Source organism: Streptomyces sp. NPDC028991 (assembly GCF_055564775.1).
Genome location: NZ_JBVHVP010000004.1, coordinates 489697 through 507713, shown reverse-complemented (window position 1 = coordinate 507713; position 18017 = coordinate 489697). Strand labels below are relative to the sequence as shown.

At 71.6% G+C, this 18017-nt stretch carries 14 protein-coding genes; 1 reads left to right on the top strand and 13 read right to left on the bottom strand.

Going from position 1 to position 18017, the window contains the following annotated elements; genetic code table 11:
• Nucleotides 1–163: 163 nt before the first annotated feature.
• Nucleotides 164–2020 (bottom strand): S9 family peptidase, encoded by a 1857-nt coding sequence (locus ACZ4V1_RS12575; RefSeq protein ID WP_468333461.1) that lies wholly within the window; start codon nucleotides 2018–2020, stop codon nucleotides 164–166.
• 141 nt (nucleotides 2021–2161) lie between these two features.
• Between ACZ4V1_RS12575 and ACZ4V1_RS12570 the strand changes: the two genes are divergently transcribed.
• Nucleotides 2162–2959, top strand: coding sequence for an SURF1 family protein (locus ACZ4V1_RS12570; RefSeq protein WP_468333458.1), 798 nt, complete (start codon nucleotides 2162–2164; stop codon nucleotides 2957–2959).
• A gap of 139 nt (nucleotides 2960–3098) precedes the next feature.
• Here the strand turns inward: ACZ4V1_RS12570 and ACZ4V1_RS12565 are convergent, their stop codons facing one another.
• From ACZ4V1_RS12565 to ACZ4V1_RS12510, 12 genes are all read right to left on the bottom strand, one after another.
• A complete protein-coding gene (locus tag ACZ4V1_RS12565) occupies nucleotides 3099–4421 on the bottom strand; it encodes a hypothetical protein (protein ID WP_468333455.1) in 1323 nt (440 codons plus the stop codon).
• Entirely contained in the window at nucleotides 4418–4996 is a 579-nt protein-coding gene (locus tag ACZ4V1_RS12560) for a SigE family RNA polymerase sigma factor (protein ID WP_468333568.1), read from the bottom strand. Before ACZ4V1_RS12560 ends, ACZ4V1_RS12565 begins: the two co-directional genes overlap by 4 nt.
• A gap of 475 nt (nucleotides 4997–5471) precedes the next feature.
• Nucleotides 5472–6548, bottom strand: a complete 1077-nt coding sequence (locus ACZ4V1_RS12555) for an aspartate-semialdehyde dehydrogenase (RefSeq protein ID WP_468333452.1) — start codon at nucleotides 6546–6548, stop codon at nucleotides 5472–5474.
• Nucleotides 6548–7825, bottom strand: coding sequence for an aspartate kinase (locus tag ACZ4V1_RS12550; protein ID WP_055418711.1), 1278 nt, complete (start codon nucleotides 7823–7825; stop codon nucleotides 6548–6550). The genes ACZ4V1_RS12555 and ACZ4V1_RS12550 overlap by 1 nt, the downstream gene beginning before the upstream one ends.
• Nucleotides 7826–8132: 307 nt before the next feature.
• Entirely contained in the window at nucleotides 8133–9104 is a 972-nt protein-coding gene (locus ACZ4V1_RS12545; protein ID WP_468333448.1) for a ribose-phosphate diphosphokinase, read from the bottom strand.
• Nucleotides 9101–10171, bottom strand: coding sequence for an alkene reductase (locus tag ACZ4V1_RS12540; protein WP_468333445.1), 1071 nt, complete (start codon nucleotides 10169–10171; stop codon nucleotides 9101–9103). Before ACZ4V1_RS12540 ends, ACZ4V1_RS12545 begins: the two co-directional genes overlap by 4 nt.
• Before the next feature lie 41 nt (nucleotides 10172–10212).
• Nucleotides 10213–11145: a pseudouridine-5'-phosphate glycosidase gene (locus ACZ4V1_RS12535; protein WP_468333442.1), complete on the bottom strand. Its 933-nt coding sequence runs from the start codon at nucleotides 11143–11145 to the stop codon at nucleotides 10213–10215.
• A complete protein-coding gene (locus tag ACZ4V1_RS12530; protein WP_468333439.1) occupies nucleotides 11142–11402 on the bottom strand; it encodes a tautomerase family protein in 261 nt (86 codons plus the stop codon). Before ACZ4V1_RS12530 ends, ACZ4V1_RS12535 begins: the two co-directional genes overlap by 4 nt.
• A 111-nt stretch (nucleotides 11403–11513) precedes the next feature.
• Entirely contained in the window at nucleotides 11514–15347 is a 3834-nt protein-coding gene (locus ACZ4V1_RS12525; protein ID WP_468333436.1) for an amino acid adenylation domain-containing protein, read from the bottom strand.
• Nucleotides 15348–15536: 189 nt separating this feature from the next.
• Entirely contained in the window at nucleotides 15537–16439 is a 903-nt protein-coding gene (locus ACZ4V1_RS12520) for an EamA family transporter (RefSeq protein ID WP_468333433.1), read from the bottom strand.
• Complete coding sequence (upp, locus tag ACZ4V1_RS12515) at nucleotides 16436–17101, bottom strand: uracil phosphoribosyltransferase (protein WP_468333430.1); 666 nt, start codon at nucleotides 17099–17101, stop codon at nucleotides 16436–16438. Before upp ends, ACZ4V1_RS12520 begins: the two co-directional genes overlap by 4 nt.
• A gap of 186 nt (nucleotides 17102–17287) precedes the next feature.
• Nucleotides 17288–17971 carry a phosphoribosylanthranilate isomerase gene (locus ACZ4V1_RS12510; protein ID WP_468333427.1) on the bottom strand — a complete coding sequence of 228 codons (684 nt, stop codon included), beginning with the start codon at nucleotides 17969–17971 and terminating at the stop codon, nucleotides 17288–17290.
• Nucleotides 17972–18017 lie beyond the last annotated feature (46 nt).

Sequence of the window (18017 nt, the reverse complement as noted above, 5' to 3'; positions counted from 1 at the left end):
CCTGCCAGGGGGCTGCGGGCTCCCCCCTGGGGGCCGGCCTGTGGCTCCGCACCCGCCCCGCGCACCCACCCCCTGCCGCCTGCCGCCCGCCACGTCCGGTCAAGAAGCCGCCCTCGAACCGGCTCGAACCGGCTCGAACCGGCTCGGGCCGGCCACCGAGCTGTCAGCTCCGTGGCAAGTGGCGTTCCGCGAAGTCCAGTTCCAGTCGGACCTGCTTGATGCGCTCGTCCACGACCAGTGATCCGTGCCCCGCGTCGTAGCGGTACACCTCGTGGACCGCGCCCCTCGCCTCCAGGCGTTCGACGTAGTTCTCGACCTGGCGGATCGGGCAGCGCGGGTCGTTGACTCCGGCGGAGATGTAGACCGGGGCCTTGACCTGGTCGACGTAGGTCAGTGGCGAGGACGCCTCGAAGCGGTCGGGGACCTCTTCGGGGGTGCCGCCCAGGAGGGTGCGGTCGAGGGCCTTCAGGCCCTCCATCTCGTCGTGGTACGCGGTGACGTAGTCGGCGACCGGGACGGCGGCGATGCCCAGCGTCCACGCCTCGGGCCGGGTGCCGATGCCGAGGAGGGTGAGGTAGCCGCCCCAGGAGCCGCCGGTGAGGATCAGCCGCTCGGGGTCCGCGAGGCCGGAGGTGACCGCCCACTCGCGCACCGCCTCGATGTCCTCCAGCTCGATGAGACCGACCCGGTGCTTGAGGGCGTCGGTCCAGGCACGCCCGTACCCGGTGGAGCCGCGGTAGTTGACGCGGACCACCGCGTATCCGTGGTCGACCCAGGCGGCCGGGCCGGCGGCGAAGGCGTCACTGTCGTGCCAGGTCGGGCCGCCGTGGATGTCGAAAACCGTCGGGAGCGGGCCGCTCGCGCCGGCCGGCTTCTGGACCAGGGCGTGGATGCGGCCGCCCGGGCCCTCCACCCAGACGTCCTCCACCGGGACCGATCCCGGCGACTTCATGCCGGGTGGGTCCAGGACGACCCGGCCGGTCGTCGAGCGGACCGCCGACGGCTCGGCGGCCGACGACCACAGGTACTCCACGCTGCCGTCCGGGCGGGCCGTCGCCCCGGAGACCGTGCCGGCCGGGGTCTCGATCTCCACCAGCTCGCGCTCGGCGAAGTCATAGCGGAACAGCTCGCTGCGGGCCTCGAAGCCGTGCACGATCAGCAGGCCGCTGCCGTCCGGATACCACTCGGCGCTGACGTCACCGGGCAGCTCCAGGGCGAGGTCGGTCTGCTCACCCGTCGCCACGTCCCACACCAGGGGCTCCCAGCGGCCCCGGCGCTGGTGGCCGATGAGCAGGCGGGTGTCGCCGGCGACCGGCGCGAAGCCGAGGACCTCCAGGCCCAGCTCCTCCTCGCCGCCCTTCGTGTCGTCGAGCTCGGCGACCGTCGAACCGTCGGTGCGCAGGACGCGCAGCGCCGAGTGCATGGCGTCGCCGTGCTCGGTGTGCTCGATGGCGATCAGCGTGCCGTCGTGGGAGAGGTCGCCGACGCCCGCGGACTCCCGGTGCCGGTAGATCTCCGCCGGTGCCCCGCCCGCGGACGCGACGTGGATCGTCGTGCCGTCCTCGTCGGTCGAGCGGCCGATCACCGCCGTACGCCCGTCGCGGCCGAGGGCGAGCCCCGCCGGGTAGGAGGGGTCGAGGCCCGGCACCGCGAGCTCGTCCTCGCCGCCCGGGAAGGGCTGGCGGCGCCAGACGCCGAACTCGTCGCCGTCCTTGTCGTCGAACCACCAGATCCAGTCGCCGTCCGGCGAGAGCACCCCGTCCGTCGTGCCGTTGGGCCGGTCGGTGACCTGGCGCTGCTCGCCGGTCGAGCGGTCCCAGGCGTACAGCTCGTACGTCCCCGTCGCGTTCGACACGAACAGGGAGCGGTCCGGTGCGTCCTCGGCCCAGTCGGGCAGCGACACCCGCGGCGCCCGGAACCGCTTCTCCCAGTCGGGCATCTCCGCGCCCTGCGGGCCGTCCCCCGCGCTGCCCTGTCCCCGCCGCTGGTCCGGTGACACGGACCCGTTGCTCTCAGTCATGGCCCCATACTGCCCCGTCCCGGGGACAAAGCGCAGATCAGATCCCCAGCCTGTGGACAACTCCGCCCGCACCGGCTCTGTCCGACGCTTTTCCACAGCCCCGCGGACGGGCGGCGGGGCGCGCACCGTACCGTGGAGGGCGTGTACCGGTTTCTGCTGACGCCCCGATGGTGGGGGATCAACGTCTTCGTCGTCCTGGCCATCCCCTTCTGCATCTTCATGGGTTCCTGGCAGCTCGGCCGGTTCGAGGACCGGGTGCAGGACCACGAGACCGCGACCACGCAGGGCGAGTCGGGCCACCCGGAGGCGGCCCGCCCCCTGGCGGAGCTGCTGCCCGTGGACAAGGCGACGGTCGGCGACCAGACCACCGTGAGCGGCCGGTACGACGACCAGCTGCTCGTCCCGGAGCGGGAGCTGGACGGCCGGGAGGGCTACTACGTCCTCACCCTGCTGCGCACCGACGCGGGCAAGGCGCTGCCCGTCGTACGCGGCTGGCTGCCCGGCGAGCCCGACCCGGCGAAGGCCCCGGCCCCGCCCACCGGCGAGGTCACCGTCACCGGAGCGCTCCAGGCGGCCGAGTCGGTCGGCGCCAACGGCGTCAGTGGCCGCACCGGATGGCCGGCCGGACAGACCGGAGCGATCAGCGCGGCGACCCTGCTCAACCTGGTGCCGTACGACGTGTACGACGCGTGGGTCACGCTCAACGAGGGCGACTCCGGGATGCGTGCCGTACCCGTGAGCGCGCCGCAGAACACGGGGCTGGACCTCAAGGCGTTCCAGAACCTCGGCTACACCGCCGAGTGGTTCGCCTTCGTGGGATTCGTGATCTTCATGTGGTTCCGGCTGCTGCGCCGCGAGGTCGAACTCGCCCGGGACGCGGAGCTGGGCCTGGTCACGGAGGACGAGCCCGAGCCGCAGCCCACGCCGTCCGGCGTCTGACACCGGACACCAGACGCCGGATGGGCTGACGACACCGGACGCCGGACGCCTGACGCCGGATGGGCGGACGTCGGACGCCGGATGCCTGACGTCGGACGCCTGACGCGCGACAGCGCTCGGAGACGCCCGCCGACGACGGCTACATTCCCGTCCCCGCCAGCACTCCCGTCCAGTACACCGTCCCCGCGCACGCGTCGGACACCGTGACCGTCGCCGAACCGGCGCCGCCCTCCGGGGTGTACGTCACCGCCACGCTCCCGTCGGCCGGGCCGTCCTCGGTGACGAGCTGGGTCGTGGGGCCGGTGTCGCCGCCGCCGGTGGAGGTGCCGCCCGCGGCGGCCGTCGTGTCCTCGGTGGGCGAGGGAGCGGGCGAGGGTGCGCCCGTGCTGCCCCCCGTGGTGCCGCCGGTGGTGGGACAGGTCTCCGAGGGCACCCAGGCGAACCGCACCTCGTAGGCGGAGCTCGGCGCCAGCGTCAGCGTGGTGGTCTCCAGGGACGGGTCGGGCAGGCCGGCCGCGGCGTCTCCGGCCGCGTGCCGTGCCGTGCCGATCTTCGCGGCGTCCGCCGCACCCTGCGGAGTGGCGACCACGTTGCCGGGGCCGACGACGGTGCAGCCGTCCGAGGAGACGTTGGTGACGTGGAAGGAGCCGTAGACCACGCCCGTGGAATCGGGTGCGGCACTGCTCGCCACGGCCGGACCGAGCTGCTTCGCCGAACACGCGGGGATGTCGGCGGCGGTGCTGGCGGACGGGTCGGCGCCGGGGGCGGTACCCGTCGCGGCGCCGCTCTCCCTGCCCTTGTCCGGCGTCTCCTTGGGATCGGCCTTGTCGCTGCCCTCGGTCGTGCCCGCGGAGCCGGCGACGCCACTCTGGCCGCCGGCCGGGTCCTTGCCCTGGGAGGCGCCGCCCTGGGCCTGCGAGGCGTGGCCCGCGACGGACGGGTCGGCCCCCGGGCCGGTGGCGCCGGACACGTGCAAGAGGGCCGGGACCGCGGTGCCGAGGAAGAGGGCGGCGGCCGCCACGCCGACGGCGGCCTGACGCTTGCGGGCCCGCCGGGCGGGCACCGCGCGGCGCAGGTGGTCCAGGGTGCCCTCGCTCGGCTCCACCTCCTGGACGGCCTGGTGCAGCATTCTGCGCAGGACCAGCTCGTCGGAGTCGAGCCCGCCGGTCCCGTGAGAGTCCGTCCCGTGAGAGTCCGTCCCGTGAGGGTCGGGGCCCTTGGCGTCGGAGCCCTGGGCGTTGGGACCCTGGGCGTCGGGGCCCTGTTCGGCGGGGCCGTGGTTCACAGTTCCGTTCCCAGCGTGCGTGTGCTTCGGCTGCTCTTGCCCGATCAGCCCGGCCGGTCGGGTCGGCTCGGTCGGCGCGTCCCCCTGCCGGGGTGTGTCCCCCTGCCGAGGTGTGTCCCCCTTCCGGGGTGCGCGCTCGTCGCGGGCGTCGCGGCGCGCATCGTTGCCGTCGCTCATACCGGTGCCTCCATGGCCACCCTGAGCGCAGCGATACCGCGCGACCCGTACGCCTTGACCGAGCCCAGGGATATGCCGAGCGTCTCGGCGACCTGTGCCTCGGTCATGTCGGCGAAGTAACGCAGGACCAGGACCTCGCGCTGGCGGCGCTGGAGCCCCTTCATCGCCTTGATCAGCGAGTCGCGCTCCAACTGGTCGTAGGCGCCCTCCTCCGCGCTCGCCATGTCCGGCATGGGCTTGGAGAGCAGCTTGAGGCCGAGGATGCGGCGGCGCAGCGCCGAGCGCGAGAGATTGACGACGGTCTGGCGCAGGTACGCCAGGGTCTTGTCCGGGTCACGGACGCGTTTGCGAGCCGAGTGGACGCGGATGAAGGCCTCCTGGACGACGTCCTCGCAGGAGGCGGTGTCGTCGAGGAGGAGGGCGGCGAGGCCGAGCAGCGACCGGTAGTGCGCCCGGTACGTCTCGGTGAGGTGGTCGACGGTGGTACCCGCCGCCACCGCGTCCTCGTCCGCGCCGTCGCGCTGGTTCGATATGCGGGCCGGCCGCGCTGCGGGCATGGGCGCGATCACCGGCATGCCACCGGCCGGACCGGCCACACGGGGACGGACGGACCGGCTGGGCGGGCGCAGAGCCGCGCCCCGCGTTCCCGCGGTGAATTCGAGTACCTCTGCCACGCCAGTTGGACACGCGCACCCCCGTGAGGGTTGTACGTGCCAGGCGTCACGTTCCCGCGTCTGTCGGGCAGCCACCCGGCTGATGGTGCGTCATAGGCCCTCATCGTCCCGCTCTTCCCCTATGTCCCATGTGAACGAGCGTCCCCACGCCCGTCCTCGGCGTCCCCACGCCGACTCACGCGTCCCCGCGCCCTGAATGGGTGACCGCAAAGACGCTCCCCGCCCTCCGCACGGTTGCGGAGGGCGGGGAGGAAATCCTCTGATGCCACAGGTGCCGGGTACAAGTAGTCCGGACCAACTTCCGGATCACATCTCGTCCATAACTGCTACGAACGAACCCCACAGCGGCCAGGGCCTTCAGCCCTCTGATCCCCGCTCAGCCGAACTCGGCCGCCACCAGCTCCGCGATCTGCGCGGTGTTCAGCGCGGCCCCCTTGCGCAGGTTGTCTCCGCAAACGAAGAGCTCGAGCGCCGTCGGGTCGTCCAGGGCCCGCCGCACCCGGCCGACCCAGGTCGGGTCGGTGCCGACCACGTCGGCGGGGGTCGGGAACTCGCCCGCGGCCGGGTTGTCGAAGAGGACGACGCCCGGCGCGGTGGCCAGGATCTCCCGGGCCCCCTCGACGGTGACCTCACCCTCGAAGCGGGCGTGCACGGTCAGCGAGTGCGTCGTGACCACCGGCACCCGTACGCACGTCACGGCGACGGGAAGGTTCGGCAGACCGAGGATCTTGCGGGACTCGTCCCGCACCTTCATCTCCTCCGACGACCAGCCGTCCTCGCGCGGCGACCCGGCCCACGGTACGACGTTCAGCGCGACCGGCTCCGGGAACGGACCGGTGTCGTCGCCGACGGCCCGCCGCACGTCACCGGGGCTGGTCCCCAGCTCGGTGCCGGCCACCAGGGACAGCTGCCGGCGCAGCGTCTCCACACCGTCCCGTCCGGCCCCGCTCACCGCCTGGTACGAGGAGACGACCAGCTCGCGCAGCCCGAACTCGGCGTGCAGCGCGCCCAGCGCCACGATCATGGACAGCGTCGTGCAGTCGGGGTTGGCGATGATGCCGCGCGGCCGCATCCGCACCGCGTGCGGATTGACCTCGGGCACGACGAGCGGCACGTCCGGGTCCATCCGGAACGCGCCGGAGTTGTCGACCACCACGACACCCTTGGCGGCGGCGACCGGCGCCCATTGCGCGGCGACCTCGTCGGGTACGTCGAACATGGCGACGTCGACTCCGTCGAAGGCCTCCTCGGCGAGCGCCACGACCTCGACCTCCTCACCGCGCACCGCCAGCTTGCGGCCGGCCGAGCGCGGCGAGGCGATCAGACGGATGTCGCCCCAGACGTCCGCGTGCTGCGACAGGATCTGGAGCATGACCGAGCCGACGGCGCCGGTCGCGCCCACGACGGCCAGGGCCGGCCGCCCGGTGCGCCCGGCGCCTTGGATGTCGGACATCAGCGCCCGGTGCCTCCGTAGACGACGGCCTCGTCGCTGTCGGAGTCCAGCCCGAAGGCGGTGTGCACGGCGCGCACGGCCTCGTTCACGTCGTCCTTGCGGGTGACGACCGAGATGCGGATCTCGGAGGTCGAGATGAGCTCGATGTTCACCCCGGCGTCGGACAGCGCGGTGAAGAAGTCGGCGGTGACGCCCGGGTTGCTCTTCATCCCCGCGCCGACCAGGGAGATCTTGCCGATCTGGTCGTCGTAGCGCAGCGAGTCGAAGCCGATCCCCGCGCGGTTCTTCTCCAGCGCGTCGATGGCCTTGCGGCCCTCGGTCTTCGGCAGGGTGAAGGAGATGTCCGTCAGGCCCGTGGAGGCGGCGGACACGTTCTGCACGACCATGTCGATGTTGACCTGGGCGTCGGCGATCGCGCGGAAGATCGCGGCCGCCTCGCCCGGCTTGTCCGGGACACCGACGACCGTGACCTTGGCCTCGGAGGTGTCGTGCGCGACACCGGAGATCATGGCCTGCTCCACGTGCTTTTCCCCTTGCTTGATCGGCTCGCTGCTGACCCACGTGCCCTGGAGCCCGCTGAAGCTGGACCGGACGTGGATCGGGATGTTGTACCGGCGGGCGTACTCCACGCAGCGGTGGAGCAGCACCTTGGAACCGGAGGCCGCGAGCTCCAGCATGTCCTCGAAGGAGATCCAGTCGATCTTCTTCGCCTTCTTCACCACGCGCGGGTCGGCGGTGAACACGCCGTCGACGTCGGTGTAGATCTCACAGACGTCCGCGTCGAGCGCGGCGGCGAGAGCGACGGCCGTGGTGTCGGACCCGCCGCGCCCCAGCGTGGTGATGTCCTTGCTGTCCTGGCTGACGCCCTGGAAGCCGGCCACGATGGCGACGTTGCCCTCGTCCACCGAGGTCTTGATGCGACCCGGCGTCACGTCGATGATCCGGGCCTTGTTGTGGACCGAGTCGGTGATGACTCCGGCCTGGCTGCCGGTGAACGACTGGGCCTCGTGGCCCAGGTTTTTGATCGCCATGGCCAGCAGCGCCATGGAGATGCGCTCTCCGGCGGTCAGCAGCATGTCGAGTTCCCGCCCGGCAGGGATCGGGGACACCTGCTCGGCGAGATCGATCAGCTCGTCCGTCGTGTCGCCCATCGCGGAAACGACGGCGACCACCTGGTTGCCGTTCTTCTTCGCTTCCACGATCCGCTTGGCGACGCGCTTGATGCCTTCGGCATCGGCTACGGAGGAGCCTCCGTACTTCTGCACGACAAGGCCCACGTGCGCTCCTCGCTCAATCCGTCTCTTTCCGCACGTACGTATATGTACTGCGGTCGGCTCATTTTACCGAGCGTCCGGGTTTCCCCCCTGCGGTATCGCATGGTGAGATCCGGGTACTCGCTCAGGCTGGCTCATGCCCAGGAGGGCGCGGGTCACTCGGGAAAGTGCGGTGTGTCACACGTTCACAAGTGGCTTCCTGCCACGTGGAGGAGTGCACGCGGCCCGTGGAGGCTCTGCTCGCGGACGGTGCCGGGGGAATCGGCCGACGGGGAGCCGGCCCACGGCGGTGGGACCGGCTCCGGCCGTTCTACAGTTCGTCGAGAAGACTCGTCACCGAGCCGTTCTCGAAGATCTCCTGGATCGCGCGGGCGACGACCGGGGCGATGGAGAGCACCTCGACCTTGTCCAGGCCGGTCGCCGCGGCCGTGGGAAGCGTGTCGGTGAACACGAAGCGGCTGACCCGCGAGTTCTTCAGCCGGTCCACCGCCGGCCCCGAGAGGATGCCGTGGGTGGCCGCCACGATGACCTCCTCGGCACCGCCGTCGTACAGCGCCTCGGCGGCCGCGCAGATGGTGCCCGCCGTGTCGACCATGTCGTCGACCAGCACGCACACCCGGCCCGCGACGTCACCGACCACCTCGTGGACGCTGACCCGGTGCGCCACGTCCTTGTCGCGCTTCTTGTGGACGATCGCCAGTGGCGTGCCGAGGCGGTCGCACCACCGGTCGGCGACCCGCACCCGGCCCGCGTCCGGCGACACCACGGTCAGCCGGTCGTGGTCGGTGTGCGCCGCGATGTGGTCCGCGAGCGTGGGCAGGGCGAACAGGTGGTCCATCGGACCGTCGAAGAAGCCCGCGATCTGGTCCGTGTGCAGGTCGACGGTGATGATCCGGTCCGCGCCCGCGGCCGTCAGCAGGTCCGCGAGCAGGCGTGCCGAGATCGGTTCGCGGCCCCTGTGCTTCTTGTCCTGCCGCGAGTAGCCGTAGAACGGCGCCACGACGGTGATGCTCCGGGCCGACGCCCGCTTCAACGCGTCGATCATGAGGAGCTGTTCCATGATCCACGTGTTGATCGGCTCGGTGTGCGACTGGATCACGAAGCAGTCCGCTCCGCGCACGGACTGCTCGTGACGGACGTAGATCTCGCCGTTCGCGAAGTCCCTGGCCTGCGTGGGCACGAGTCCCGTGCCGAGCGTCGCCGCGATCCGCCGGGCCAGGTCCGGATGGGCCCGGCCCGAGAAGAGCAGCAGGGACCGTTCGGGTCTGCTGGTCGCGCTCACCGGTCGAGGGCGGGGTAGTCGGTGTAGCCGCGGTGGTCGCCGCCGTAGTACGTCGACTCGTCGGGCGTGTTGAACGGACCGCCGGCCCGTACCCGGGCGGGCAGGTCGGGGTTGGCGAGGAACAGCGCGCCGAGCGAGACGGCGTCGGCCAGGCCCTCGTCCAGCACCTCCTGCGCGACCGTCGCCGTGGCCGGGAAGGAGTCCGGGGTGGCGTGCGGGTTCACCACCAGGTTGCCCCGCCACAGGTCGCGCACCGCTCGCGTCACCGGGCGGGCGACGATCTCGCAGACCTCCAGGAAGGCGAGGTCCGGAAGGGCCGGCAGCAGAGCCGCGTACAGGGCCTCGGTGTCGCCCTCGGCGATGTCGTTGTAGGGGTTGCCGGGCGAGAGGCGCACCGAGGTGCGCTCGTTGCCGATCGCGGTGGCGACGGCCTCGGTGACCTCGGCGGTCAGGCGGATGCGGTTCGCGAGCGAGCCGCCGTAGGCGTCGGTCCGCCGGTTGGTGTTCTCGGCGAGGAACTGGTGCAGCAGGAAACCGTTGCCCGCGTGGACCTGGACGCCGTCGAATCCGGCCTCGACGGCGTTCCGGGCGGCGGACGCGAAGTCCGCGACCGTGGTGGCGATCTCCTCGGTGGTCAGCTCGTGGGGCACCTCGTAGTCCCGCATGCCGTCCGGAGTGAAGCACTGGCCGGCCGCCGCGACCGGCGAGGGGGCCACGGACCGGTGGGCGCTCTCGTACAGCGACGGGTGGCCGATACGGCCGGAGTGCATGAGCTGGACGACGATACGGCCGCCCTTCTCGTGCACGGCGTCGGTGACGGCCCGCCACGCCCCGATCTGCTCGGGGTGGTGCAGGCCGGGCGTGTTGAGGAAGCCCTGGCCGACCTGGGACGGCTGCACACCCTCGGTGATGATGAGCCCGGCGGAGGCCCGCTGGGCGTAGTACTCGGCCATCAGGCCGGTGGCGCCGCCGCACGGCTTGGCCCGGTTGCGGGTCATCGGCGCCATCACAAAGCGGTTGTCCAGCGGGATCTTGCCGAAGGTGGCGGAGTCGAACAGGGAGGTCATGTCGGGTCCTTCCGTGAACCGGTTGACGACGGTGCGAGTGGTCAGGAGTGCTCGGCCCGGTGCCGGGCGTAGGCGGCGGCCATGCGTCCGCCCACTTCGGCCGTGGAGATCAGGACGGCCATGTTGGCCTGCGCGGTACGGCCCCCGGTGGCGCGGTCGACCGCGTGCATCAGGTATTTGGTCAGGCCCTGACCGGCGACCCCGTCCCGCTCCGCCCGGACGAGTGCGTCCGCGATGGCCGCCTCGGCCTCGGCTGGGGCCACGGCGTCCGCCGCCCGGGGCGGGGTGGTGATCACGACTCCGCCGGGGTGGCCCGCGGCCCAGTGCAGGGCGACGGTCTTCGCGATCAGGTCCTCGTCGTCGATGCGGTGCGGGGACCTGACGCCGCTGGAGGCGCAGTAGAAGGCGGGGAAGTCGTCGGAGCCGTGGGAGACGACCGGGACGCACTGCGTCTCCAGATACTCCATGGTCAACTTCAGGTCGAGGATCATCTTGGCCCCGGCGCAGACCACCGCCACCTTGGAGCGGGTCAGCTGGATCAGGTCGGAGGAGACGTCCATGGTGGTCTCGGCGCCGCGGTGCACTCCGCCGAGCCCAGCGGAGGCGAAGAACGCGATCCCGGCCAGTTCGGCGGCCACCAGCGAGGACGCGACGGTGGTCGCGCCCCGGCCGCCCCGGGCCAGCACGACCGGCAGGTCGCGGCTGGAGACCTTCGGGATGCCGGACTCCGACGCGAACCGTTCGATGTCCCGCTCGGTCATACCGACCCGGATCGCGCCGTCCTCGACACAGATCGTCGCCGGCACCGAGCCGCCCTTGCGGACGGCGGCCTCCACCTTGTGGGCGGTCTCGGCGTTGTGCGGGTGGGCCAGGCCGTGCGTGATGACGTTGGACTCCAGCGCGACGACCGGGCGACCCTCGTGCAGGGCCTCGGCGACCTCTTCGGTGAAAACGAGGGGGATGGCGGCGCTCATCGGCTTTCGGTTCCTTCGGTCGGGACGGGCTGGGCGTAGTCCGGGTGCTTCCACAGCAGGTGGGAGCGTTCTTCGAGTTCGGGTACGTGGACGCGGTCCATCCAGCGGGACTGCTCGACGCTCTCCACGGCGATCGACACCGACCCGGCGGGGCAGCCGAAGGCGGCGGTGATCGTCCGGGTCAGCGCGTCGACGAGGCCGGCCCTGTCGGCGTCGGTGAAGGTGCGCGGCCAGTGTTTGATGCTGACGTGCGGCACGGTTCGGATCCTTTCTCTGCCGGACCCCGGTGCGGCACCGGGCCGGGGCCTCGCCCCCGTGGCGGGGGATCACACGGGGGCGAGGGGCTGTGGGTTCGGGCTCGTGCGCGCTTACGGGCGCTCCGTCACCCGCTGGACGGCCGCGGCGAGTTCCCTGATGCCGCCCTCCTTCAGGACGCCGTAGTGGTCGCCCGTCAGCTCGACGGTCTCCGGCGGTGCGGCCGAGTAGCCGGAACTGTCCTCGACGAAGGAGTAGTCGTCACCGCGCGCCTTGAAGATCGTGACCGGGGCCTCAATCCGGCGTTCGCGCAGCTCCCGGAAGCTGTACTCGAACTCGTAGGTGCCGGCGACGATGCGGACGATCCGACGGATCGTTTCTTCATCGAGCTGGGGCAGCAGCCCGCACACGTACTCCACGAACGTGTCCTCGTCGGTCGTACGGCGCAGGCACTCGGCCGCCTCCGGGCCGCGGATGGTGCCCGTGAACACGGAGAAGAGGATCGTCACGTAGGCGGGGTCGGCGTAGGAGGCCTCGCGGCCCCGCCGACGGCCGCCCGCGGTGGCCACCCGCGGGCTGCCGGGGCAGATCAGCAGCAGCCGGTCCACCTGCTCGCCGAGCTGCTCCAGTTGCCACGCCGCCTCGAAGGCCACCCGCGCGCCGAAGGAGTAGCCCCACAGGGTGTAGGGGCCGGCGGGCTGGACACGGCGGATCTCCGCCACGTCGGCCCTCGCCATCTCACGGATCGAGCCGTACGGCTCCTCGTCCGGGTTGATGCCATGGGCCTGGACCCCGTAGAAGGCGCGTCCGCCCGCCGCCTCCCGGCTCAGCAGCCGCAGGTTCATCGGGTAGCCGCCCAGCCCGGGCCAGCAGAAGACGGGCTGGTCCTGCCCTCCCGGGTGCAGTGGGACCAGACGGGAGAGCCGCGGCGGGGCGCCCGCGTCGATGCGGGCCGCGAGGTCGGTGAGCCTCGGCGACTCGAAGACCACCTGGAGCGGCAGCGTGCTGCCGAAGTGCCGGTTGATCCGGTTCACCAGGGCCACCGCGTGCAGGGAGTTGCCGCCGGAGGCGAAGAACTCGTCCTTCGCGGAGACGTCGTCGTACTTCAGGGCCCGGCCCCACTCCGCGGCCAGCCAGCGCTCCGTCTCCGTCCCGGGCGCCACGTACTCGGCCGACGTGCGGGCCTGCGCGACCTCCGGCAGCCGGGCGGCGGCCTTGGTGTCGATCTTGCCGTTCGCGGTCAGCGGCAGCTCCTTCACCACCACCGCCCGGGCCGGGATCATGTAGTCCGGCAGGAAGCCGGCGAGGTCGTCGCGGACCATCTCGGCCGGCCCCTTGGTGTGCACCGCGTCCTCGTTCATGCCCTCGTGCTCGGCCTGCTCCCTGCTGACACGGCCGCCGACGAAGAAGTACGAGGCGTGGGCGGACGGTTCGCCGGCCGCGGCCAGCAGGTCGTCCAGCCGGCGGGCGGCGGGCAGCGGGTTGCCGGACTTGGAGGAGTAACCGGAGGACATCAGGCCCATCGCGGGGGTGCGCTGGAGGTGGTGCAGTTTCCTGCCCAGCAGGAGATAGCGCAGCCACTCCGCGTCGGTACGGGACACCGCGCTGACACCGAAGGCGGACCGCTCGTACACGCCCTGGTTGATGGCGATGACGTGGTGTCTGTCCACGACCTCGGGGCCGATCCGGTCCAGCGCACCGTGCCGGTACCGGTACAGGCCGGCCGGCAGGCCCTCCACCCGGTCGCCGTGGGCCTGCACGTACAGCTCCGCCCCGTCCGCACGCGGCCCGCCGCGGTTCCCACCGATCGTGAAGGTGCCCAGGTAGAGGTCCTCGTCCGCGACGTCGAGCCGGTCCTTCACGGACGCGTCGAAGCCGTGCGGGTCGATGGTCAGGCCGTACCCGGGAAGCACGTCCTCGAACAGCCCGACCATGTGCCCGGCCTCGAACTCCAGCACCTCGGCGACGTTGTTCTTGTACACCGGCTCGATGGCCCGCACCTTGCCGAGGAAGTGCACCCGGAGGCCCTCGGCCGGCAAGTCCTCGGACGCTCCTCCGACACGGACGAGGGTGTGGTCGACCGGGTGGTGGTAGTAGAGGCCCGCCGGAATCCCGGCCAGGCCCCGCGTCTCCAGGTAGAGCTGGGTGGCGTAGAGGGCTCCCGGGGAGGCGTAGGCGTACTTGGGCAGGAGCCGCTCCTCGCTGCGGAACGGTCCGAACCAGCGCAGCAGACCGCCGAGTTCCGCGAGTGACAGCTCGGTCAGGGGCCGGGCGTACGACGCTGCCGGGCGCGGGGCGAGCATGCCGAGGAGGTCCTCGGCGGTGACGCGGCCTCCGTCGTAGAAGCGGTAGGTCTTGCGGGCGAACGCCTCCCGGCGCTGGTCCGCGGTCGCCTCCCCGCCCGGCAGCCGTACGACGCGGCGCCCGGCCAGCTCCGTCGGCTCGCGCAGTCCCGGGTTGGCGAGCTGGGCCCGGACCTGGAGCTTGGACGCCTTCGACCGGTGGTGGGCGGCGTCCTCCCGGCCCTGGTCCATGACGGCGGCGGTGCGCTCGTTCAGCTCGAGGGCGGCCACCAGCGCCTGGCTGCCGGTACGGGGGTCGTCGGTGACGACGGCGGCGGCGCGCCGCACCCAGGGGTGCTCCTCGATCCGGGAGGCCACCTCCTCCAGCTCGATGCGGTAACCGCGCAGCTTGACCTGGTTGTCGGTGCGGCCCATGAACTGGATCGTGCCGTCCGCGTTCCACTGGCACAGGTCGCCCGTGCGGTACAGCCGCTCGGTCGGGTTGAACGGAGAGGTGAGGAACCGCTGCGCGGTCTGCTCGGGCAGGCCGATGTAACCGCGCGCCACCTGGGCGCCCCCGAGGAACAGTTCGCCGCTTTCGCCGATGTCGACCGGCTGCCGGTTCTCGTCGAGGATGTAGCAGGTGACGTTGTCGGCCGGCGTGCCGATCGGCACGATGGTGAAGGAGGCGTCCGCGAGCGCCTCGGGGTCGATCCAGTACGAGGTGGCGTTGATCGTGGTCTCGGTCGGTCCGTAGAGGTTGACGACGGACACGCCGGGCAGGGCCGCGAACAGGTTGGTGGCGAGGGCGCGGGTGAGTGCCTCACCGCCGGAGAAGACCCGGGTCAACGAGGTGCAGGAGCTCAGCTTCTCGGTGTCCACGAGCGCCTGCAGCAGGGTCGGCACCGCCTGCAGGGCGGTGACGCGGTGCTCACGGATCGCGGCGACGACGGCCTCGGGGTCTCGGAAGATGCCGGGAGCGCCCAGGACGACCCGGGCTCCGGTGACCGGTGCCAGGATCTCCCACTGGGCGGCGTCGAAACTCATCGGCGTCTTCTGCAGCACCGACACCTCGGGCCCCAGATGGCCGTAGCCGGCCAGCCACCGCATCTGGGAGACGATGCTGCGCTGGTCGATCATCACCCCCTTGGGCCGGCCGGTGCTGCCCGAGGTGTAGATGACGTAGGCGAGGTGGTCGCCGCGGCTCTCGGGCAGCGGTGCCGACGGCGGGCCGCCGGTCACGTCGGAGGCGGTGACGACCGTCGTCCCCTCCGGCACCAGGCGCAGCGCGCGGTCGAGCAGGTGGTCCTGGGTGACGACGACCCGGGTCCCGGAGTCCTCCAGCATGTACCGGAGCCGGTCCACCGGGTAGTCGGGAGAGAGCGGCAGGTAGGCGGCGCCGGCGCTCAGGATGCCCCAGACACCGGTGATCAGCTCGGTGGACGGTTCGGTGAACAGTCCGACGCTGGTGTCCGGTTCCACGCCGAGTCGCGCGAGGTGGCCGCCCAGGCGGCGGGCCTCCTCGGCGAGCCGGCGGAAGGTGAGACCGCCCTCGGCACCGGTGACGGCGGTCTCGTCGGGACGCAGGCGGGCCTGGCGGTCGAGCAGGGAAGGCAGCGATGCCTCCTTGTGGAACACCCCGGATCTGGACGCACGGGTGCTCATATGGTGTTTCCCCCCGGTGAAAAAGTCCTCTTCTGCAGAGGACGTCGACTGCGGATGCTCGGTCGCGCACGGCACTGCTCGGGCCGACTGCGCTGTCGGCCGGCGGGGTCCCGTACGCGGGTGGTGCGTGCGGAGACACGGCCCGCGGGCCGCTGTCCCTGGTGGGTGCGACGCGGTCGCCGCCCGTCGTCAGACGCGGCCGGCGACCCGCTCGACCGGTGCCGGCGCGGATTTCCTCGCGCGGGGCTGGGCCAGGACGACGGCCCCGACGACGGCGGCGGCGCCGAGGAGTTGCAGCGGACGCAGCGACTGGTCGAGGAAGAGATACCCCAGGACCGTCGCGCACAGCGGTGAGGCGAACGACAGGAAGGACGCCGCCAGCGCGGGCAGACGGGCCAGTCCGCGGAACCACAGGACGTACGCGATGAGGGCGCCGATGACGCTCAGGTAGGCGAAGCCCCCCACGTTGCCCCACGTGACGTCTTCGGGCAGCGGCTCACTGGTCAGGGTGACCGGCAGCAGGAGCAGGCCGCCGACGGTGAGCTGCCAGCCCGTGAATGTCAGCAGGCTGACGCCCTCGGGACGGCCCCACCGCTTGGTGAGCACGATCCCGCCGGCCATGCTCAGCGCGCCCAGCAGACCGGCCAGGACACCGATGCCGTCCAGGTCGGCACCCGGCTGGAGGACCAGCAGCGCGACACCACCGGTCGCGACCAGGCAGGCCACGACGTGCACCCGTTGGATCCTCTCGCCCAGCAGGCCCACGCCGAGCAGGAGCACGATCATCGGCTGCACCGACATGACCAGGGCCGCCACGCCGCCGGGCAGGTGGTAGGCAGCCAGGAACAGGAGGTAGAAGAAGGCGCCGATGTTCAGCACCCCGAGAACCAGTGCCCGCCACCACCACACGCCCGTGGGCAGGACCCTGGAGACCAGCAGCAGGGCCAGGCCCGCCGGCAGCGCCCGCAGGGTGGACGCCAGCAGCGGCCGGTCGGGCGGCAGGAACTCGGTGGTGACGAGGTAGGTGGAGCCCCATACGGCGGGGGCGAGCGCGGTGATCGCGGACGTGCTCGCGAGTCGCCGGCCGCTCACTTCCCGGCTCCGGAGTCGGTGGTGCCGAAGAACCGGTCACCGAAGTCACCGATTCCGGGAATCATGAAGGCGTGTTCGTTGAGCCGGTCCTCGATGGCGCTCGTGACCACGCGTACCTGCGGCCGCTCGGCGGCGACGCGGCGCAGCCCCTCCGGCGAGGACAGGACGTTGACCATGATGATGCGGTCCTGCGCGACGCCCGCCCGAAGCAGTACATCGATCGCGGCGAGCGCGGAGCCCGCGGTGGCCAGCATTGGTTCCAGCAGCAGCACAGGGCGATCGGCGATGTCGTCGGGAAGGTGCTGGTAGTACAGGTGAGGCTGCTTGGTCTGCTTGTCCCGCTGGATGAGAATCTTCCCGATGCGGACGCCGGGCAGGACGTCGCGCAGTTCGCCCTCGATGGCTTCGCCGGCCCGGATCACCGATACGGCGACGGGTGCGGTGGCAAGCTCCACTCCCTGATAGGTGGCACCGACCGGGGTGGTGACCTCCTTCTTCGTGAAGGGCAGCAGGTCGGCCGCCGCCTCCAGCAGGAGGCGGATGACCCGACGGGAGTGGAAGACGAAGTCCTCGCGGGTGCAGTCCCGGTCGCGGATCACCGTGTGCATCGCGCGGAGCTGGTCGGTCTGTGGAAGGGAAAGGACGTTGTGGCCGGTGGTCACGGCGGGATCTCCTGGGTGGTTCCTCGGTGGTTCCTCGGTGCGCCGGGGCGTCCCGGGGCATGCCTCGCCGTCGGGCGGAGGCCCGACGGGCACCCGGCACGGAGACCGGGCGGCAGAGGAAGGGAAAGAAGTGAGGAACGGGCGGGGCGACCGGTGCCGTTGACGGGCGGCCGCCCCGCCCGGGGATCAGCCGATCTCGTCGAAGGCCCGGCGCGCCTCGGCCACGAACGTGGCGACCTTCGACCGGTCCTTTCGCCCGTCGGGCCCCTCGAGGCCCGTGTGGGCGTCCACCGCGGCGGGCCGTACGGCACGAATCGCGTCGCCCACGTTCTCCGGGTTCAGGCCGCCGGCCATCATCAGCGGCTTCGGGGAGCGACGCACCAGCTCCGCGGAGACGTTCCAGTCGTGGGTGAGGCCGGTGGCTCCCTTGGCACCCGTCCTGGGGTCGAACGTGTCGGTGATGTACATGTCGACGAAGGAGTGGGTCTCGTCCACGAGCCGCAGCAGTTCGCCGGCGTTGTCCTGCTTGACCACGAGGGACTTCAGAACGAACAGGTCGGGGCGCAGTTCCTTGAGCCGGCGCAGTTGGCCGGTCGCCACGTCGCCGTGCAGCTGGACGGCGACGACGCCGAGTTCGCTGCAGAACCGGCTGATCTCCTCCGCCTCGGTGAGGTAGCTGATGAGGACACCCGCGTGCGGGGGTTCGAGCCCCTTGATGACGGCCGCGGCGTCCTGCTCGGCGATGTCGTCCTTGCCGGACGGCAGACGCAGAGCGAAGCCCAGCCAGTCCGCCCCCTCCTCGACGATCATGTCGGCTTCAGCGGCGTCGATGACACCGGCGACCTGGACGAGCTTGTTCACAGTGGTCATTGAGACCATCCCCCCTGTATGAAAACGCTTGTTGATTGAATGACGT